Raw genomic sequence first — 18,572 nt, forward strand, 5'->3', positions numbered from 1 at the left:
CCTAAAATAATATTGATTTGCATTGAAAAGATAGAAACGCTATTCTAATGTGGATTGGTATTATTTTTTATGTATCAAAATACGTTAAATGATGAGGTTATTTCGTGCAAATTCAAATTAAACCAGGAGTCACTTTAACAGTGATTCCTGTTTCACAGTTCAAAAATACGCAAGTTTCCGTTCATTTTTTAGAAAACGCATCAAAAAAAGAAACAAGCTATCGGTCATTATTAGCCAATATTTTAGAAACAAGTTCGCAAAAATATAGAAATCAAATTTTAGTTTCACAAAAATTGTCGCAGTTATATGGCGCAGGTTTTGGCACCAGTTTGATGCGTAAACAAAATGTGCATGATCTTATGTTTTCACTCGCGTTACCCAATGATCACTATTTGGCTAGCTCCGAACATGTGCTGGATCAAGGACTGGCCTTTTTACAAGAGATGATTTTTAATCCACTGACAGAAAATCGTCAGTTTTATGGGCAAACTTACCAACGTCAGCAAAGAAATTTAGTGGCTTACATTAATGCTTTAAAAGATGATAAGCAATCATATGCGGCATTGCAACTGCAACAATTATATTTTGGGGCGGAGGATATTCAGAGTGTGCCAACATTTGGAGATGCAAAACAAATTGCTGAAATTCCAAATCAGGCTCTTTTTGAGTATTATCAAAAAGTATTAGCCCAGGATCGAGTAGAAATTTTTGTGGTTGGCGATGTGGTTGCCACTCAAGTTCAAGAAATCATTCAAAAGTGGCCTTTAAGTGAACGTACCAATAATCATACTGACATTACACGGTTAAATTTAGCAAGAAAAGAAATTCAGCAAAAAACTGAAGAACAAATGATTGTACAATCAAAATTAGATTTGGCGTATCAATTTCCAACGAATTTTCGGGATGAAACTTACTATGCTGGGATTGTTTTCAACGCTCTTTTTGGCGGGTCACCGCTGTCCAAATTATTTTTAAATGTGCGTGAAAAGGCTAGTTTGGCCTACTATGCAACAAGCAATGTGGATGTTTTTAATGGTCTAATGGTGGTGCAAACTGGGATTAATGCACAAGATAAGGATCGTGTCTTAACCATTATCGATCAGCAATTAAAGGACATTCAAAATAATGATTTTTCAGATGATCATCTCGCCCAGATTAAAACGGGATTAATCTCAAATTATATTGGGTCCTTAGATGCTGAAAGATCATACACGAGCCGCGCACTGACTAATCGATTAGTTGGTAGCCAGACAACGACTAACGAATGGGTTAAAGCAATTCAAAATGTTTCACGTTTGGAAATCGTTACGGTGGCCAATCAAGTTCAGTTACAAGCCATTTATTTTTTGAGTTCGGGGGCCAAAAAACATGCATAAACGACTATATCAACAATTTAACGAAACATTATATTCAGAAACTTTAACAAACGGGTTACAAGTTAATATTTTGCCAAAAAAAGATTTCCACAAAACTTATGCTACTTTTTCAACCAATTTTGGTTCGATCGATCGGACTTTTATTCCGCAAGGACAAAGAGAGTATGTGGCTCAGCCGGCCGGGATTGCCCATTTCTTAGAACATAAAATGTTTGATAAAAAAGGATATGATGCTTTTGATTTGTTTGGTGAATACGGTGCAGATTCTAATGCTTTTACCAGTTTTACTAAGACCAGCTATTTATTTTCTGCCACCCAAAATATTCACGAAAATATAGATATTCTTCTTGATTTTGTTCAAGAACCTTATTTCACAGAGGCATCTGTTGAAAAAGAAAAAGGCATTATTGGACAAGAAATTCAAATGTATAATGATGATCCTGATTGGAAACTCTATATGGGTATTTTAGGAAATTTATATCCCCATCATCCCGTGCATTTGGATATTGCGGGCACTGTTAATTCAATTTCCCAAATTACTGCCGATGACTTGTATGCGGCCTACAATACTTTTTATAATCCAGCCAATATGGACCTCTTTGTGGTTGGTAATGTTGACCCGGATAAGACGCTAGGCTGGATTAAAGAAAATCAAAATAAAAAGAATTTCGAAAAGTTTACTGAACCCCAAGTAAAATTACCTAATCAAGAAGCCGATTTTGACGATATAATAAAACATCAGGTTGTGAGCATGGATATTAATCGGCCAAAAAGTGTTGTGGGACTAAAAGGGTTAGATGATGTTCCGGTGGGACGAGCAGGATTAGCCTATCGTTTGAAAGCTAATTTATTGCTCTACTTATTGTTTGGTGAATCTTCTGAGCAATATCTGAAACTGTATGATCAGGGTGTGATTGATGATACGTTTTCATATGACTTTGATATGGAACGGTCTTTCCATTATGCAAGCTTTAGTGGTGATACTGATCAACCAGAAAAGTTCCAGGAGGCGATTAAAGCCGTTTTGAGCCATACCGAACAGATACTACCTCAACTGGGATCTCAATTTCAACTGGCCAAAAAAGAAATGATGGGTCGCTTACTACAGAGGATGGATTCGGTAGAAGCAATTGCCAACAGTTATGAGGCCCAATTTGATCAAGCAACTGTATTTGATCAGGCGGCAATTTATGAAACGATGACTTTAGATGATTTGCTGTTGCTTTCCCATAACTTTCTTGACTTAAAAGGCTTTAGCACCTTTCAAATTCAACCATCGAAAGGGACTCAATTATGAAGCATGCATTAATTCTTGGCGCATCAGGTGATATTGGTAGTGCGATTGCTAAACAATTGGCTGCAAAGGGGTGGTCACTATATTTACACTACAATCAAAATAAAGTCGTTGTTCAGCAACTAATTCACCAGTTTATTAAGGCATACCCTCATCAAGAATTTTTTGGCGTTGCGTTTGATATGCAGACAAAAGAAAACTTGCCTGTTTTTTTGCAATCTATTTTTGAACTAGATGCTTTGATTTTTGCACAGGGCACCACCGACTATCATCTATTAACTGAAACTTCGGTGGAAGACCTTCAGAAAATGTGGATGATGCAAGTTGCGTTACCTATTGAAATGATAAAAGCTTTCCAATCTAAATTAGCCCATTCAAATAACGGCAGAATTATTTTTATCGGTTCCGTTTATGGTGGCTTCGGAAGCGCAATGGAAGTTGCATACAGCACGGTGAAGGGAGCTCAAACAGCTTTTGCTAATGCCTATGCAAAAGAAGTTGGAACTCTGGGTATCACAGTTAATGTTGTGGCTCCGGGTGCTGTAGATACCCAAATGAATCGTGTTTTTTCTAAAGAGGATCATCAAAAGATTGCAGCTGAGATTCCTGTTGGCAGATTTGCTAAAGCTGATGAAATTGCTTATTGGGCAGTTCAGTTGGCAGACGACCAGGCTGGCTATATGACGGGTCAAACAATTTATGTTGATGGTGGCTGGTTAAAATAATTTGTGATACCGGAAAACGATTCTTAATATGCTATACTAGTAGCGGACTAATTTAATAGTGGGTGAAAAGCGATGAGTGAAAGACAAAATAAGGAGATTGGTAAGCAACTCCAAGATGCACGATTAGATCAAGGCTTAACGATCGATTATATTCAAGAAAAAACAAAAATTCAAAAGCGATATTTAATGGCAATTGAAGCGGGACAAATGAATGATTTGCCCGGTGACTACTATGTAAAATCGTTTGTGAGTCAATATGCGGCGGTGGTTGGTCTAGATGCTCATAAGCTATTAGCAGGTGGTTTGCAAGCATCTAAAGAAGCTGAAACACGTGCCAAAAGCTTTGCAACCGGTCCGTTACCTTCTAGAACAACGCAACATAAACAAGTGGAAAAAGAAAGTGAATTTTCTAGACGATATGGTAAGTACATGGCATATGTGCCAACCGTTGTGGTCGTTGTGATTGTGGTTGTTGTTCTTGGCACTATTTGGGGAATGAGCCACGCAAATAATTCTAGTCAGCCCCATTTAAATAGCAGTAGAGTTAGTGTGACGAATGAGGCAAGTAGTACAAAGAAGAAAAAAGATTCCAGTTCAAGCGAATCTTCAAGCTCCTCTTCCAAGGCTGAATCACAAAAGATTAGTCAAGTTGGCAGTTCAACTACAGAATACACCCTTAAAAATGCACCTAAAAGTGGTTCCAAGTTAACCTTCAAGGCAGGCACAAGTAATGCTTGGATTTCAGTATCAAGTGATGGGACACAGAGCTGGTCTTCCACCTTACAAACAGGAACTTCACATACTGAAAAGATTGCTAAAGGAGTATCAAAAGTGACTATCACAATGGGAAATGCACCTCAAACAACGATTACTGTAAATGGTAAGAGTTTTGATTTTAACCCTCAAAAAGATACGACCCAAACAAAGACAATCACTTTAACTATTGATGACTAATTAGGAGGGAAATCCTTGAACTTACCAAATAAATTAACGGTATTCCGCATTATTTTGATTCCAATTTTTATTATTATTATGGTCATTCCTTATACGTGGGGAACGGTGACCTGGTTAGGCACCTCGATTGCTGTCACTAAAGTTTTGGCAGCAATTATCTTTGCTATCGCTTCCCTTACGGATTTGGCGGATGGAAAAATTGCCCGTCATAATCATTTAGTGACCAATTTTGGTAAATTTGCTGATCCACTGGCCGATAAAATGTTAGTTATGTCGGCTTTCATTATTTTGGTTTCATTAGGCAAGGCCCCAGCTTGGGTCATTGCAATTATTGTTTGTCGTGAACTGGCAGTTACAGGATTACGGTTACTAATTGTGGAGAACAATGGTCAGGTTATGGCGGCGGCAATGCCTGGAAAAATAAAGACAACATCACAGATGCTAGCCATTATTTTATTAATTTTAAACAATGTATTGTTTGCAGCTATCCATATTCCAATGGCTGCCATCATGTTATATATTTGCCTGTTCTTTACAATTTATTCAGGAATTGATTATTTTGTTCAAAATAGGGATGTTTTTGCAGATGGATTTAAGTAGGAAAGCGAAGTGAGTTTGGTTCTTATACTAACCAAGCTCTTTTTTAATTTAAAAAAATATTTTGAAAGAAAAGCGTATTTGAAAGTGGGAGGTAAACTTTGAAAGCAGAATTAATTGCAGTTGGAACAGAAATTTTACTTGGTGAAATTACGGACACAAATACACCATTTATAGCACGTGAGTTGGCGAATCTTGGCATTGATGTGTATTTTCAATCCACAGTTGGCGATAATCCTGAACGGTTAAAAGAAACGCTAAAACTGGCTGCCAGACGAAGTGATTTAATTATTCTGTCAGGTGGCTTGGGACCTACAGAAGATGATCTTACCAAACAAACAGTTGCTAAGTTTTTGAATCGTGAACTGATTTTTGACAAATCTGCGATGACAAAAATTGAACAGTACTTTGCTGAAACAAAACGAACAATGACAGAAAACAATCGTTTACAGGCGATGTATCTCAAGGGGGCACTACCATTAAGTAATCGAACCGGTTTTGCGGTCGGTATTTTTGATCAAGAAAAAACGGGACCAGACTTTTTATTGTTGCCAGGTCCACCAAGTGAGTTAGAGCCCATGGTATCGGAACAAGTCATCCCGCTCCTTAAAGAAACATACCTTAGTGACCATGTTCTCCGATCACGAATGTTGCGATTCTTTGGTATCGGTGAATCTCAGTTAACAACTCAGTTAGCAAATCTAATCGCAACTCAATCCAATCCCACAATTGCCCCCTATGCAAAGCAAAATGAAGTGACTTTACGTTTAACTGCTTGGTCTAAAACGAATTCTGAGGCTCAGCAGGCTCTTGATGAATGTGAGAAACAGATTCAAGCACAGGTTGGTGAGTATTTTTATGGATATGGGGAGCATAACTCTTTAGCCCAAGTTTTGGCAACCAAATTAAGTTCAATGAACCAAAATATTGCGATCGTTGAAGGCTACACTGGTGGTTTATTTTTATCAACTCTTAATGCGGTCAAGGCCGATCACAACATAGTGAGTGGTGGAATTGTACTTGGTACTAACGAACGTCAAATCCAACAATTTGTTGATATAAAAGGCGATTTTAAATCACGAGTGGTCACGGAACAATTGGCTACTCAAGTCAAGCATGAAACTGGCAGTGATCTTGGCATCGCAATTTCGCAGCCACATATCGAATCGACATCAACTGATGACCACAAGGGTAACGTTTGGATAGTGATTGTTGATCGCACCAACACGATAACAACAAAAAGGTATGAATTTTCAACAATTCGTCCGTTCGTTAAACAAAGAGTTGTGATGAGCGCTTTGCAAGCCATTAATAAAATTTTAAAATAATGCGAACTTTTGTTCGTTTTTGCTTGCTTTTTTAGAAAATAATCAGTATCATTATGACTGTTAGATATTCCCGTTAAGGAGGAAACAATTTGGCTGATGAACAACGAAAAGCAGCTTTAAATGCTGCATTAAAAAAAATTGAGAAAAATTTTGGAAAAGGTTCCATTATGCGAATGGGTGATGCTGCCCAAACTCAAATTTCAACGATTTCTACTGGATCCTTAGCACTAGATGATGCATTGGGTGTTGGTGGTTATCCGCGTGGACGAATCGTAGAAGTTTATGGACCTGAAAGCTCTGGTAAAACTACGGTTGCGCTTCACGCTGTTGCTCAAGTTCAAAAAGAAGGCGGCACAGCAGCTTATATTGATGCAGAAAATGCATTAGACCCTGTCTATGCAGAACACCTAGGGGTTAACATTGATGATTTATTGCTATCTCAACCAGATACTGGTGAAGAAGGTTTGGAAATTACAGATGCATTAGTTTCTAGTGGTGCAGTTGATTTAGTGGTTGTTGACTCAGTTGCGGCTTTGGTTCCTCGTGCCGAAATTGAAGGCGAGATGGGGGATGCCCACGTTGGATTGCAGGCGCGTTTGATGTCACAAGCATTACGTAAACTATCCGGATCAATTAATAAAACCAAAACGATTGCAATTTTTATTAATCAAATTCGGGAAAAAGTTGGAGTTATGTTTGGTAATCCTGAAACAACACCTGGTGGTCGTGCATTGAAGTTTTATGCAACTATTCGATTAGAAGTACGACGGGCGGAACAGATTAAGGATGGTACCGATATTATTGGGAACCGTGTTCGAATTAAAGTAGTCAAGAACAAGGTAGCACCACCATTTAAACGTGCAGAAGTTGATATTATGTATGGACATGGTATTTCTCAGACTGGTGAAATTATTGATATGGCTGTCGAGAAAGACATTGTTAATAAGAGTGGTTCTTGGTATTCATACGGTGATGAACGCATTGGTCAGGGCCGTGAGAATGCAAAGCAATATTTGGAAGACAATCCAGAAAAACGCGAAGAAATTTACAAGAAGGTTCGTGCAGCCTACAATATGGATCCAGAAGCAGAGGCTGTAAAGGATAAGGATAAAGAAAAAAAGGATCCTTCCGAGTTGGATTTGGAAGTTTCAGATAAAAAATAGAGATGATGGCTGGAAAGATAACTTTTCCGGCTATTTTTCTGTCCACTGTTATGACACAGAAAAAGATAAGGAGAAATTAGTTTTAAAAAATGCGGTTAATGAATGGTCTAGCACTAAAAGTGTGCGTTATTCTAAATTGTGTGTGGAATTTAAACATTTTTTTTGCCTTTTCAACTTAAAAATTTCTTAAATTTCAATAAACTCTCTAGCAATATGAAAATATAAATTTTGAGATAGCTTGATTAAACAGTATTGAGAATGCTAAACTAGGTATTGTGTGAATAATCAAAATAACATCATAAAAATCGGTTAGAAATTAACCAACTATTGATGATTCGGAGGTGGAAACATGCCTGTTTTCAATATAATCCTCGCAATCATCGCTATTGTTGTTGGCTATATCATTGGGTATTACGCGCATAAACTCATTCAGGAGAAAAATGTACGTGATGCTAAAGATACAGCTAGTGGTATTTTAGAAAATGCTAAGAAACAAGCGGCAACCGAAAAAAGGGAAGCTCTTTTAGAGGCTAAAGACGAAAGTCATCGCTACCGAACTCAAGTAGAAAACGAGCTTAAGCAAAGAAGAGCTGAGGCTCAAAAGCAAGAAGAACGTTTGCTACAACGAGAAGAAGCATTGGACCACAAAGATAATGCTTTCGAAAAACGTGAAGATAGTTTAGAACGCAAAGAAGAAAAGTTAAGTTCTGAACAAAAACGGATTGACGAACAACAACAAGAGGCATCCTCATTAGTTACAAAACGAACGGAAGAATTAGAACGAGTTGCGGCTATGTCGCAAGAAGACGCACAGACTTTGATTTTGAACGAGGTTCGGGATGGTTTGGCAGATGAACGTGCTAAAATGATTCGCGAAAGTGAAGAAAAAGCACAAGTTGATGCCAATAAAGTTGCTAAGGATTTAATTGCCCAAGCAATTGAACGAAGTGCTGCAGATGTGGCTACGGAGTCAACAGTGACCGTTGTGAACTTACCGAGTGACGACATGAAGGGTCGAATTATTGGCCGTGAAGGAAGAAATATTCGAACCTTGGAAACACTGACTGGTATTGATTTAATTATCGATGATACACCAGAGGCAGTTGTTCTAAGTGGATTTGATCCGATTCGTCGTGAAATTGCCAAAATGGCATTAGAGCGATTGATACAAGACGGTCGAATCCATCCGGCTCGCATTGAAGAAATGGTTGAAAAGGCTCGCAAGGACATGGATGATAAGATCCGTGAAGTTGGTGAGCAAACTATTTTTGATCTTGGAATTCATTCCATGAATCCTGAATTGATTAAATTAGTCGGTAGATTGAAGTTCAGAACAAGTTATGGGCAGAATGTTTTGGATCATTCCGTTGAGGTTGCTAAATTAACTGGTATATTAGCGGCTGAATTAGGTGAGGATGTTACGTTAGCTAAACGCGCAGGATTATTACACGATATTGGTAAAGCGGTTGATCATGAGGTTGAGGGTTCTCATGTGGCAATCGGTGTTGAATTTGCAAAGAAGTATAAAGAGAGCCCAGTAGTTATCAACGCAATTGCTTCTCATCATGGTGATGTGGGAGCAGAATACGTAACTTCAGTATTGGTTGCAGCTGCAGATTCTATTTCCGCAGCACGACCAGGTGCACGAAGTGATTCTCTTGAGAATTATATTCATCGACTTGAAAAATTGGAAAATCTGGCTAATAGTTTTAAAGGGGTCAAGAAGAGTTATGCAATTCAAGCAGGTCGAGAGATTCGCGTGATTGTAAAGCCTTCTAAGGTTTCTGACTTACAAGCAACTACTTTGACACATGATATTCGCAGTGCCATTGAAAAACAGCTAGAATATTCAGGAAAAGTTAAGGTCACCGTAATTCGAGAAGTACGCGCAGTGAACTATGCAAAATAAATTTAATTTTAAAAAGTTTGGAACGCAAAAGTTTCCAGACTTTTTTGTTTTCGTTTTCAAAAATTAATCACCTGAACTTGCGAGAATGAGAAAAGTCCGTTTTGAAGAGTAGGAACTCTAAAATTAAAATGTTAAAATGGAACATAAAGTTTTCTAATTTAAATGTGAAATGATCGTGAAGTAGAAAGTAGGAGAGAGTTTGCCACAAAAAACTAGTGATACGCCAATGATGCAACAATATATGGCGATTAAAAAAGATTATCCGGATGCCTTTCTGTTTTACAGGATTGGCGATTTTTATGAACTCTTCTATGATGATGCGATTAAAGGGGCCCAAATTTTGGAACTCACGCTGACTTCGAGAAGTCATAATGCTACTGATCCCATTCCGATGTGTGGAATGCCACACCATGCTGTTCAAAATTACGTGGATATTTTAATTGAAAAGGGCTATAAGGTTGCTATTTGCGAGCAGATGGAAGATCCTCGTTTAGCAAAAGGTATGGTCAAGCGAGAAGTGATTCAATTGATCACACCTGGAACAGTTACGGACTCCAATGTGAACGAAGCCAAATCCAATAACTATTTGACCGCTCTGACCACTGATGATACCAAACTGTTTGGTTTTGCTTATACTGATTTATCGACGGGTGAATTAAAAACAAGTCATTTGGATTCCCTCGAAGCAGTTATAAATGAAGTGGTAAATCTGCAATCTAAAGAAATTGTGGTAGACCAGTCAATTGATGAACGTATTCAAGATTCATTTAAAAAACTGAATATTATGGTATCGCATCAAAATAAAATTGAAGTTAAAGCTGAACTTAGTTATTTGACGCAAAGTCTGACTGAAAAGCTTGAGAAAAGTACCGTTGAAACGTTGCTCACGTATATTACAGTGACGCAGAAGCGGAGTCTGGCGCATTTACAAAAGGCGGTCGCCTATGAGCCTTCTTATTATTTGAGAATGGATCACTATTCTAAATATAATTTGGAATTGACCCGTTCAATTCGTTCCGGTAAAAAACAAGGTACGCTTTTATGGCTACTGGATGAAACACGAACGGCGATGGGAGGTAGGCTTTTAAAGCAGTGGCTTGATCGACCTTTGATTCAAAAAAAGCAAATTGAGGATCGTCAAATCAAAGTGGCTGAATTGTTAGACCATTATTTTGAAAGAAGCAACCTTCAAGATGAATTGGTTAAGGTCTATGATTTAGAACGACTTGCTGGTCGGGTGGCGTTTGGCAGTGTTAATGGTCGGGATTTAATTCAGTTGAAGACGTCGTTGCGACAAATCCCTAAAATTCAACATGTATTATCCGACTTAGATGACAAAGTATTTGGAGAAATGCTTGCTAAATTAGATCCAGTGGATGACATTGCCGATTTGATTGAACGCTCAATTGTGGACGAACCGCCCATTTCAGTTACTGAAGGCAACGTCATTAAAGATGGTTATAACGCGCAATTGGACAAGTATCGAGATGCCATGACCAATGGTAAAAAGTGGATGGCTGAATTAGAAGCTTCCGAACGAAAAGCCACAGGAATCCGAAATCTGAAAGTCGGGTATAACAAGGTATTCGGCTATTATATTGAAATCACAAAGACTAATTTAGGTAACGTTCCAGAGGGGCGCTATGAACGCAAACAGACTTTAACAAATGCCGAACGGTTTATCACCCCAGCGCTAAAAGAAAAAGAAAGTCTAATTCTAGAAGCAGAAGACAAATCAACAACGCTTGAATATGAATTGTTTACCAAAATTCGTGAACAAATTAAACAAGTGATTGACCGGCTACAAAAATTGGCCAAACAGGTTGCCACATTGGATGTGCTCCAGAGTTTTGCGGTGGTTAGTGAAAACTATCACTTTATTAAACCAACCTTAACCAAAAACCATAGTATTGATATTGTTGGCGGTCGGCATCCTGTTGTTGAAAAAGTAATGGGTCGGCAAAGTTATGTGCCTAATGATGTTAAAATGGCAGACAATGTTGATATTTTATTGATTACAGGACCAAATATGTCCGGGAAAAGTACGTATATGCGTCAATTAGCTTTGACAGTTGTTTTAGCACAAATGGGATGTTTTGTTCCAGCAGAAACAGCGACGTTACCAATTTTCGATCAAATCTTTACGCGAATCGGGGCTGCTGATGACTTAATTGCGGGTCAAAGTACCTTTATGGTGGAAATGCAAGAGGCTAATCGAGCCATCCAAAACGCAACTCCACAGAGTTTGATTTTGTTTGATGAAATTGGCCGTGGAACAGCGACCTATGATGGAATGGCGTTGGCACAGGCTATTATTGAATTTGTGCATAATCATGTGCATGCTAAAACACTTTTTTCAACGCATTATCATGAACTAACCGTTTTGGATCAGACTTTAACCAAGCTCAAAAATGTCCATGTTGGCGCTGTTGAAAAGGACGGGGACTTAGTTTTTTTGCATAAAATGGAAGACGGTCCTGCCGACAAGTCTTACGGAATCCATGTGGCTAAACTGGCAGGGATGCCTGAGGAATTGTTAGGACGCGCCGATAAGATTTTGAAACGCTTAGAGATTAAAAATAAAGATACGGATCAAACACTTGTTAATGCAGAAATTAAGTCAAAAAAAGTAGAAGAACCTGCAGAAGATGTTCAAGAAAAGCAGAATCATAAGACTAGTGAAGTCGATGAACAGTTAGCATTATTTCAAACGGAACCAGCTGATCCGCAAGGTGAGGAAGTTCTCGCCCAAATTCGAAATTCTAATTTGATGTCTATGACACCAATGGATGTAATGAACCAGTTATATAAATGGCAAAAGAAATTAGGTAACAAATAGAAAGCTGAGATAAAATGGCAAAAATTCATGAACTTTCTGATGTTCTTGCTGATCAAATCGCCGCTGGAGAGGTAGTTGAACGTCCTGCTTCAGTAGTTAAAGAATTAGTTGAAAATGCAATTGATGCAAACAGTACCCAGATCGATATACTTGTAGAGCAAGCTGGATTAAAATCAATTGAAATTGTGGATAATGGGGATGGCATTGCATCTGATGACGTGTCGATGGCGTTTGAACGACATGCTACCAGTAAAATTAGTACCCGTGAGGATCTATTCAAAGTGCGTTCACTCGGATTTCGGGGCGAAGCCTTACCTAGTATCGCTTCAGTTGCTGATGTCATTTTACAGACGTCAACCGGGCACGATACTGGTACCCAGATTCATATTAAAGGTGGCAAGCTCGTTGATAAGACATTGTCGGCATTGAGGAAAGGAACTGATATTAGTGTTCAGGACTTGTTTTTCAATACACCGGCGCGCTTGAAGTATATGAAGTCTCCTCAAACTGAGCTTGCAAACATTACTGATATCGTGAATCGTTTAGCGTTAAGTTATCCACAAATCGCTTTTACCTTAAACCATGATGGTCGAGAATTATTACGGACATCAGGGCGGGGTAATTTACAGCAAGTCATTGCCGGAATTTATGGTGTCCAAAATGCCCGCAAAATGGTGAAATTTAGTGCGGAAGATGTGGACTTTGAGATTTCAGGGTATACAAGTTTGCCTGAGTTTACACGGGCCTCTCGGCAATATATATCCGTGCTGATTAACGGGCGCTATGTGAAAAATTTTCAGGTAAATAAAGCAATAATTGAGGGTTACGGATCTAAATTGATGGTTGGCAGGTATCCAGTTGCTGTGTTAAACATTAAAATGGATCCATTGTTGGTTGATGTGAATGTGCATCCAGCAAAACAAGAAGTACGGATTAGTGAAGAAAAGCAGCTCCAAAAACTAATCTCCAAAACGATCTATGGTGTGCTTGCAAAGGAAAATTTGATTCCTTCAGCAGTTCAAAATTTAAAAACCAAACAAAAAATTAACACGGATCAGTTGCAGTTTAATTTGAACGAAGCATCGGTAAGCTATATAGACAATTCTAAACCTGCTTTAAATTCTGATAATTTAAAACAAGCTCAATCGAGTTCAAGTGACAAATTATTTACTGCGCTTCCTGAAAATGGAAAAAAACCAATTGTGATAAAACACGAGACGGAATTGCATACACCATCTTTGCAACAGTTTCAAAAAAAATATGGCGAAGAACCACAACCATTGCCATTCGGACAGCCTAAAAATGCAGATAAAAGCGACCCAACGATGGGAATGGATAAACCACAAAAAGAAGCTAAGCGGTTTCCGGCACTTCGATACGTGGGACAAATGCACGGCACATTTTTATTTGCTGAATCTGAGGACGGACTTTATATTTTGGATCAGCATGCTGCCCAGGAACGTATCAATTATGAATACTATCGTCAACAAATTGGAGAAGTTTCGGACGATGCGCAAAACTTACTGGTGCCGATTGTTTTAGATTATTCCACAAGTGACATGTTGAGAATTCAACAAAAAGAAGATGTGCTTGCTAGTTGTGGCATCCATTTGGAATCATTTGGGCCAAATAGTTTTGTTGTCCATCAACATCCAACGTGGTTTAAAGAAGGACAGGAAGAAGATACTATCCGAGAAATGATTGATTATGTTCTTAATGACAGTCGGATGACAGTTGCCAAGTTTCGTGAGAAAACAGCTATCATGATGAGCTGTAAACGAGCAATTAAAGCAAATCACCATTTAGATGATCAACAAGCTCGCCAATTATTGAAAGATTTATCAAAGGCTGAAAATCCATTTAATTGCCCGCACGGTCGCCCAGTTTTAGTACATTTTTCCAATGAAGATATGAAAAAAATGTTTAAACGCATTCAAGATCCACATCAACCATTAGAAGAACAAGAATAAAGTTGATTTATGGTACAATGATTAAAAAGCAAACATATGTTTAGTTTGGATAATGGGGAGAATTTGAATGTATGAATATTTGATTGGCTATGTGACTGAAGTGACACCTGAATTTGTGGTTTTGGAAGTTCAAGGCGTTGGATATAAACTTTTTGTTGGCAACCCTTATCGTTATGAAGTTAGTCACGAAAAACAAGTGAAAATCTATGTGCATGAAGCCGTTTCGGATACAGGAATTAGCCTTTATGGTTTATTTGACGCAGAAGATAAAGAACTTTTTGAAAAATTATTGTTAGTGAAGGGCATTGGTCCTAAAAGCGCCTTAGCGATTTTGGCAAATGAAGATCATTCTGGATTAGTTGCTGCAATTAATAATGATGATGTGGCCTATCTTAAGAAGTTTCCTAAGATCGGACCTAAAGCAGCACAACAAATTATTTTAGATTTAAAGGGCAAGATGACATTAAATTCAGTCGATCCTGTGCAAACTGTAGCTAAGCCTATTGGTAATCATCAATTGGCAGATGCGTTAGATGCGTTGACGGCTTTAGGATATGCAACAAGAGATATTGCAAAAATTAAACCTGATTTAGAAGCAGATCCAGCGATGACAACGGATCAATATTTAAGTAGTGGACTTAAGTTACTGATGAAAAAATAATGGAGGAAGGTGAATTGGATGAGTGATGCAGATGACGACCGTCTTGTTTCTGGAGAAAATGAGAATTCAGAAGAAGCCTCAATTGAAAAATCGTTACGTCCAGCAACTTTAGATCAGTATATTGGTCAAGACCGAATCAAACATGAATTATCAGTTTACATCCAGGCCACTAAACAACGTGAAGAGTCGCTTGACCATGTGTTGCTATATGGACCACCCGGTTTAGGGAAAACGACACTTGCTATGGTCATCGCCAACGAAATGGCTGTACACATTCGAACGACAAGTGGTCCGGCAATTGAAAAACCCGGAGATCTAGTGGCATTACTGAACGAATTACAGCCTGGTGATATTTTATTTATTGATGAAATTCATCGGTTACCCAAGATTGTTGAAGAAATGCTGTATTCTGCAATGGAAGATTTTTTTGTCGATATTGTGGTGGGCCAGGGTCCAACGGCTCATCCAATTCATTTTCCATTGCCACCGTTTACGTTAATTGGGGCAACTACGCGTGCTGGGTTGTTGTCGGCACCTTTGCGTGATCGGTTTGGTATTGTTGCTCACATGAATTACTACACAGTAGAGGATTTAACTGAAATTGTGAAACGCTCTGCTGACATTTTTAACACTAAAATTACGGACCAAGGTTCACATGAAATTGCGAGTCGTTCACGAGGGACGCCAAGAATTGCGAATCGCCTTTTGAAACGAGTGCGAGATTTTATGGAAGTTTCTGATAAAACGGCAATTGATGAGCAAATTGTCACGAAATCGTTGCAGTTTTTGCGAGTAGACGAAGAAGGCCTTGATGAAATTGACAATAAGATATTAAAAACAATGATTGACTTTTATCATGGCGGTCCAGTTGGCCTTGGCACCATTGCAGCAAACATTGGTGAAGAAGCGGATACAATTGCCGAAATGTATGAACCTTATCTTATGCAAATTGGTTATTTGAATCGGACGCCGCGTGGTCGTGTAGTGACAGAAAAGGGTTATGCACACTTGGGAATAGCTCAAAATAAAACTAATTAAGGAGAATCACCATGACATTAACAGTTGATGATTTTGATTATAATTTACCACACGAATTAATTGCCCAAACGCCAATTAAGGAGCGGGATGAGTCGCGCTTATTAGTGTTAGACCACAAAACAGGTATCTTAGAAGATAAACATTTTTATGATATTTTAGATCAACTACATGCTGGGGATGCTGTTGTCATGAATGATTCGCGGGTGATGCCTGCACGAATTTATGGTATAAAGCCAGAGACAGGTGCCCACATGGAAGTGTTGCTTCTACACAATGATGTAGGAGACCAGTGGGAAACTTTGGTTAAACCGGCTAAACGCGCTAAAGTTGGTACAATTATTGAATTTGGTGATGGGTTGCTGAAGGCAACGGTAGTAAAAGAGCTGGAACATGGTGGCCGTGAAATTGAATTTCATTATGATGGTATTTTTATGGAGATTTTGGAAAAGCTTGGAGAAACACCATTGCCACCTTATATTAAGGAAAAACTAGATGATCCAGAGCGTTATCAAACCGTTTATGCACGTGAAAGTGGTAGTGCCGCAGCACCAACTGCTGGCTTACATTGGACCAAAGAATTACTCAAAAAAGTTGAGGATAAAGGGGTTAAATTAGTTTATTTAACCTTACACGTTGGGTTGGGAACTTTTCGTCCGGTTGATGAAGCTAACATTGAAGATCACAAAATGCATAGTGAATTTTATCGGTTGAGTGAAGAGTCAGCTGCAACTTTAAATGAAGTCCGTAAAAATGGAGGTCGAATTGTTGCGACAGGGACAACTTCGATTCGAACTTTAGAAACAATTGGAACCAAATTTAATGGCGAGATTAAAGCAGATAGTGGCTGGACAGACATTTTTATAAAACCTGGGTACAAGTGGCAAGTTGTGGATGCCTTCATCACAAATTTTCATTTGCCAAAATCTACATTAGTTATGTTAGTGGCGGCCTTTACAGGTCGTGACATGATTTTAAATGCTTATCAACACGCCATTGAAGAAAAATATCGGTTCTTTAGTTTCGGGGATGCGATGTTTATCAAATAAAGAGAAGAATGGAGAATTTCTGTGGAACCTGCAATTAAGTATCATTTGATAAAAACTGAGAAACATACTGGCGCGCGGTTAGGCGAAATTGAGACCCCCCATGGGACTTTTCCGACGCCGATTTTTATGCCAGTCGGCACACAGGCGACAGTTAAGGCCATGTCTCCAGAAGAATTGGAAGACATCGGTGCTGATATTATTCTTTCTAATACCTACCATCTTTGGGTGCGTCCTGGTGAAGATATTGTCAAAGAAGCTGGTGGCCTGCATAAGTTTATGAATTGGAAAAAAGGAATTTTAACAGATTCTGGTGGTTTCCAAGTGTTTTCATTAGCTAAACTGCGTGATATCTCTGAAGAAGGGGTGCATTTTCGGAATGAAATTAGTGGCGCAAAAATGTTTTTAAGTCCCGAAAAAGCGATTCAAATCGAGAATGATTTGGGACCAGACATTATGATGAGTTTTGATGAATGTCCGCCATTTTTTGAAAGTTACGAGTATGTTAAACATTCAGTTGAAAGAACGAGTCGGTGGGCAGAACGGGGCTTGAAAGCTCACCAGAATCCGGATTGGCAAGCGTTGTTCGGAATTGTGCAGGGAGCTGGATTTAAGGCTTTGCGTGAACAAAGTGCCAAAGATCTCGTTAGTTTAGATTTCCCTGGTTATTCAATTGGTGGATTATCAGTTGGAGAATCAAAAGATGAAATGAACCGAGTTTTAGAGTTCACGACGCCAATGCTTCCAGAAAACAAACCACGTTACCTCATGGGCGTCGGTTCACCGGATTCACTGATTGATGGTGTAATGCGGGGGATTGACATGTTTGATTGTGTTTTGCCAACGCGAATTGCGCGAAACGGAACCTGCATGACATCGCACGGGCGCTTGGTTGTGAAGAACGCGAAGTATGCGCGTGACTTTACACCAATTGATGATAATTGCCAATGTTATACTTGTCGCAATTTTACTAGAGCATATGTCCGTCATTTGATGAAAACAGAAGAAACATTTGGCTTGCGATTAACTAGTATTCATAATACGTATTTTTTAGTTCATCTGATGAAACAAGTCCGTCAGGCTATTCAGGATGATAATTTATTGGAATTTAAAGAAGCGTTTTTTGAAGAATATGGGTATAATCAAGCGCATCCAAAGAATTTCTAAAATTACTGGAACTAAAGGGTATTTTTTGATACAGTTAGGATAAAGAAAATGAGGTGTTTATATTGTTATTAGGAGCAAATTCAGGTTTTAGTGGTATGGGAAGCATTATTTTCATTGTTTTAATTTTTGGATTAATGTATTTCATGATGATTCGGCCACAAAAGAAGCAACAACAAAAGCATCAAGAAATGATGAGTAAACTTCAAGTTGGCGATAAAGTTGTGACAATTGGTCGTTTACATGGTGTTGTGGATAAGGTTGATACTGATGCTAAAACGGTGACATTAGATTGTGACGGTATTTACTTAGTATTTGATCGTACTGCAATTATGCGTGTCGACCATGTTGAAGCTGTTCAACCAGCAGCAACTGCAGATACAGATGTTGCTTCAGCAACAGATGACAAAACTGCTGATGTTGAAAAGCCAAAGGAACCAACTGATGATTCAGTTAAAGATGACTCAGATAAATAATTAGATATTTTATAAAAATTTGAAACTTTTTTAGT

At 38.5% G+C, this 18,572-nt stretch carries 15 protein-coding genes; all 15 read left to right on the top strand.

The features are described 5' to 3' along the window. The first annotated feature begins 104 nt into the window (after nucleotides 1-104). The gene (yfmF, locus tag PPA04_RS04160) at nucleotides 105-1,376 is read left to right on the top strand and encodes an EF-P 5-aminopentanol modification-associated protein YfmF (protein WP_057783747.1); all 1,272 of its coding nucleotides are present in this window, start codon (nucleotides 105-107) and stop codon (nucleotides 1,374-1,376) included. Continuing rightward, the gene (gene yfmH / locus PPA04_RS04165; RefSeq protein WP_057783745.1) at nucleotides 1,369-2,673 is read left to right on the top strand and encodes an EF-P 5-aminopentanol modification-associated protein YfmH; all 1,305 of its coding nucleotides are present in this window, start codon (nucleotides 1,369-1,371) and stop codon (nucleotides 2,671-2,673) included. The genes yfmF and yfmH overlap by 8 nt, the downstream gene beginning before the upstream one ends. Then, nucleotides 2,670-3,395, top strand: coding sequence for an elongation factor P 5-aminopentanone reductase (ymfI, locus tag PPA04_RS04170; RefSeq protein WP_057783743.1), 726 nt, complete (start codon nucleotides 2,670-2,672; stop codon nucleotides 3,393-3,395). Before yfmH ends, ymfI begins: the two co-directional genes overlap by 4 nt. Before the next feature lie 72 nt (nucleotides 3,396-3,467). Continuing rightward, a complete protein-coding gene (locus PPA04_RS04175; RefSeq protein WP_057783740.1) occupies nucleotides 3,468-4,349 on the top strand; it encodes a helix-turn-helix domain-containing protein in 882 nt (293 codons plus the stop codon). A gap of 15 nt (nucleotides 4,350-4,364) precedes the next feature. Further along, a complete protein-coding gene (gene pgsA / locus PPA04_RS04180; RefSeq protein ID WP_057783738.1) occupies nucleotides 4,365-4,949 on the top strand; it encodes a CDP-diacylglycerol--glycerol-3-phosphate 3-phosphatidyltransferase in 585 nt (194 codons plus the stop codon). Nucleotides 4,950-5,047: 98 nt separating this feature from the next. Then, complete coding sequence (locus PPA04_RS04185) at nucleotides 5,048-6,274, top strand: competence/damage-inducible protein A (protein ID WP_057783736.1); 1,227 nt, start codon at nucleotides 5,048-5,050, stop codon at nucleotides 6,272-6,274. An 89-nt stretch (nucleotides 6,275-6,363) separates the two neighbouring features. After that, entirely contained in the window at nucleotides 6,364-7,437 is a 1,074-nt protein-coding gene (gene recA / locus PPA04_RS04190; RefSeq protein ID WP_057783733.1) for a recombinase RecA, read from the top strand. A gap of 349 nt (nucleotides 7,438-7,786) precedes the next feature. Beyond that, on the top strand, nucleotides 7,787-9,346 hold the full coding sequence (gene rny, locus PPA04_RS04195; RefSeq protein WP_057783731.1) for a ribonuclease Y: 1,560 nt from the start codon (nucleotides 7,787-7,789) through the stop codon (nucleotides 9,344-9,346). A gap of 199 nt (nucleotides 9,347-9,545) precedes the next feature. Next, nucleotides 9,546-12,185, top strand: a complete 2,640-nt coding sequence (mutS, locus tag PPA04_RS04200) for a DNA mismatch repair protein MutS (protein WP_057783729.1) — start codon at nucleotides 9,546-9,548, stop codon at nucleotides 12,183-12,185. A 14-nt stretch (nucleotides 12,186-12,199) separates the two neighbouring features. Beyond that, a complete protein-coding gene (gene mutL, locus PPA04_RS04205) occupies nucleotides 12,200-14,155 on the top strand; it encodes a DNA mismatch repair endonuclease MutL (RefSeq protein ID WP_057783727.1) in 1,956 nt (651 codons plus the stop codon). A 67-nt stretch (nucleotides 14,156-14,222) separates the two neighbouring features. After that, nucleotides 14,223-14,816 carry a Holliday junction branch migration protein RuvA gene (ruvA, locus tag PPA04_RS04210; RefSeq protein WP_057783725.1) on the top strand — a complete coding sequence of 198 codons (594 nt, stop codon included), beginning with the start codon at nucleotides 14,223-14,225 and terminating at the stop codon, nucleotides 14,814-14,816. An 18-nt stretch (nucleotides 14,817-14,834) separates the two neighbouring features. Further along, entirely contained in the window at nucleotides 14,835-15,854 is a 1,020-nt protein-coding gene (ruvB, locus tag PPA04_RS04215; protein ID WP_057783723.1) for a Holliday junction branch migration DNA helicase RuvB, read from the top strand. An 11-nt stretch (nucleotides 15,855-15,865) separates the two neighbouring features. After that, complete coding sequence (gene queA, locus PPA04_RS04220) at nucleotides 15,866-16,900, top strand: tRNA preQ1(34) S-adenosylmethionine ribosyltransferase-isomerase QueA (RefSeq protein WP_057783721.1); 1,035 nt, start codon at nucleotides 15,866-15,868, stop codon at nucleotides 16,898-16,900. A 21-nt stretch (nucleotides 16,901-16,921) separates the two neighbouring features. After that, a complete protein-coding gene (tgt, locus tag PPA04_RS04225) occupies nucleotides 16,922-18,064 on the top strand; it encodes a tRNA guanosine(34) transglycosylase Tgt (RefSeq protein ID WP_057783719.1) in 1,143 nt (380 codons plus the stop codon). Between the two features lie 95 nt (nucleotides 18,065-18,159). Further along, nucleotides 18,160-18,537, top strand: coding sequence for a preprotein translocase subunit YajC (gene yajC, locus PPA04_RS04230; protein ID WP_186806948.1), 378 nt, complete (start codon nucleotides 18,160-18,162; stop codon nucleotides 18,535-18,537). Nucleotides 18,538-18,572 lie beyond the last annotated feature (35 nt).

Source organism: Pediococcus parvulus, assembly GCF_007990205.1.
Taxonomy (GTDB): Bacteria; Bacillota; Bacilli; order Lactobacillales; family Lactobacillaceae; genus Pediococcus; species Pediococcus parvulus.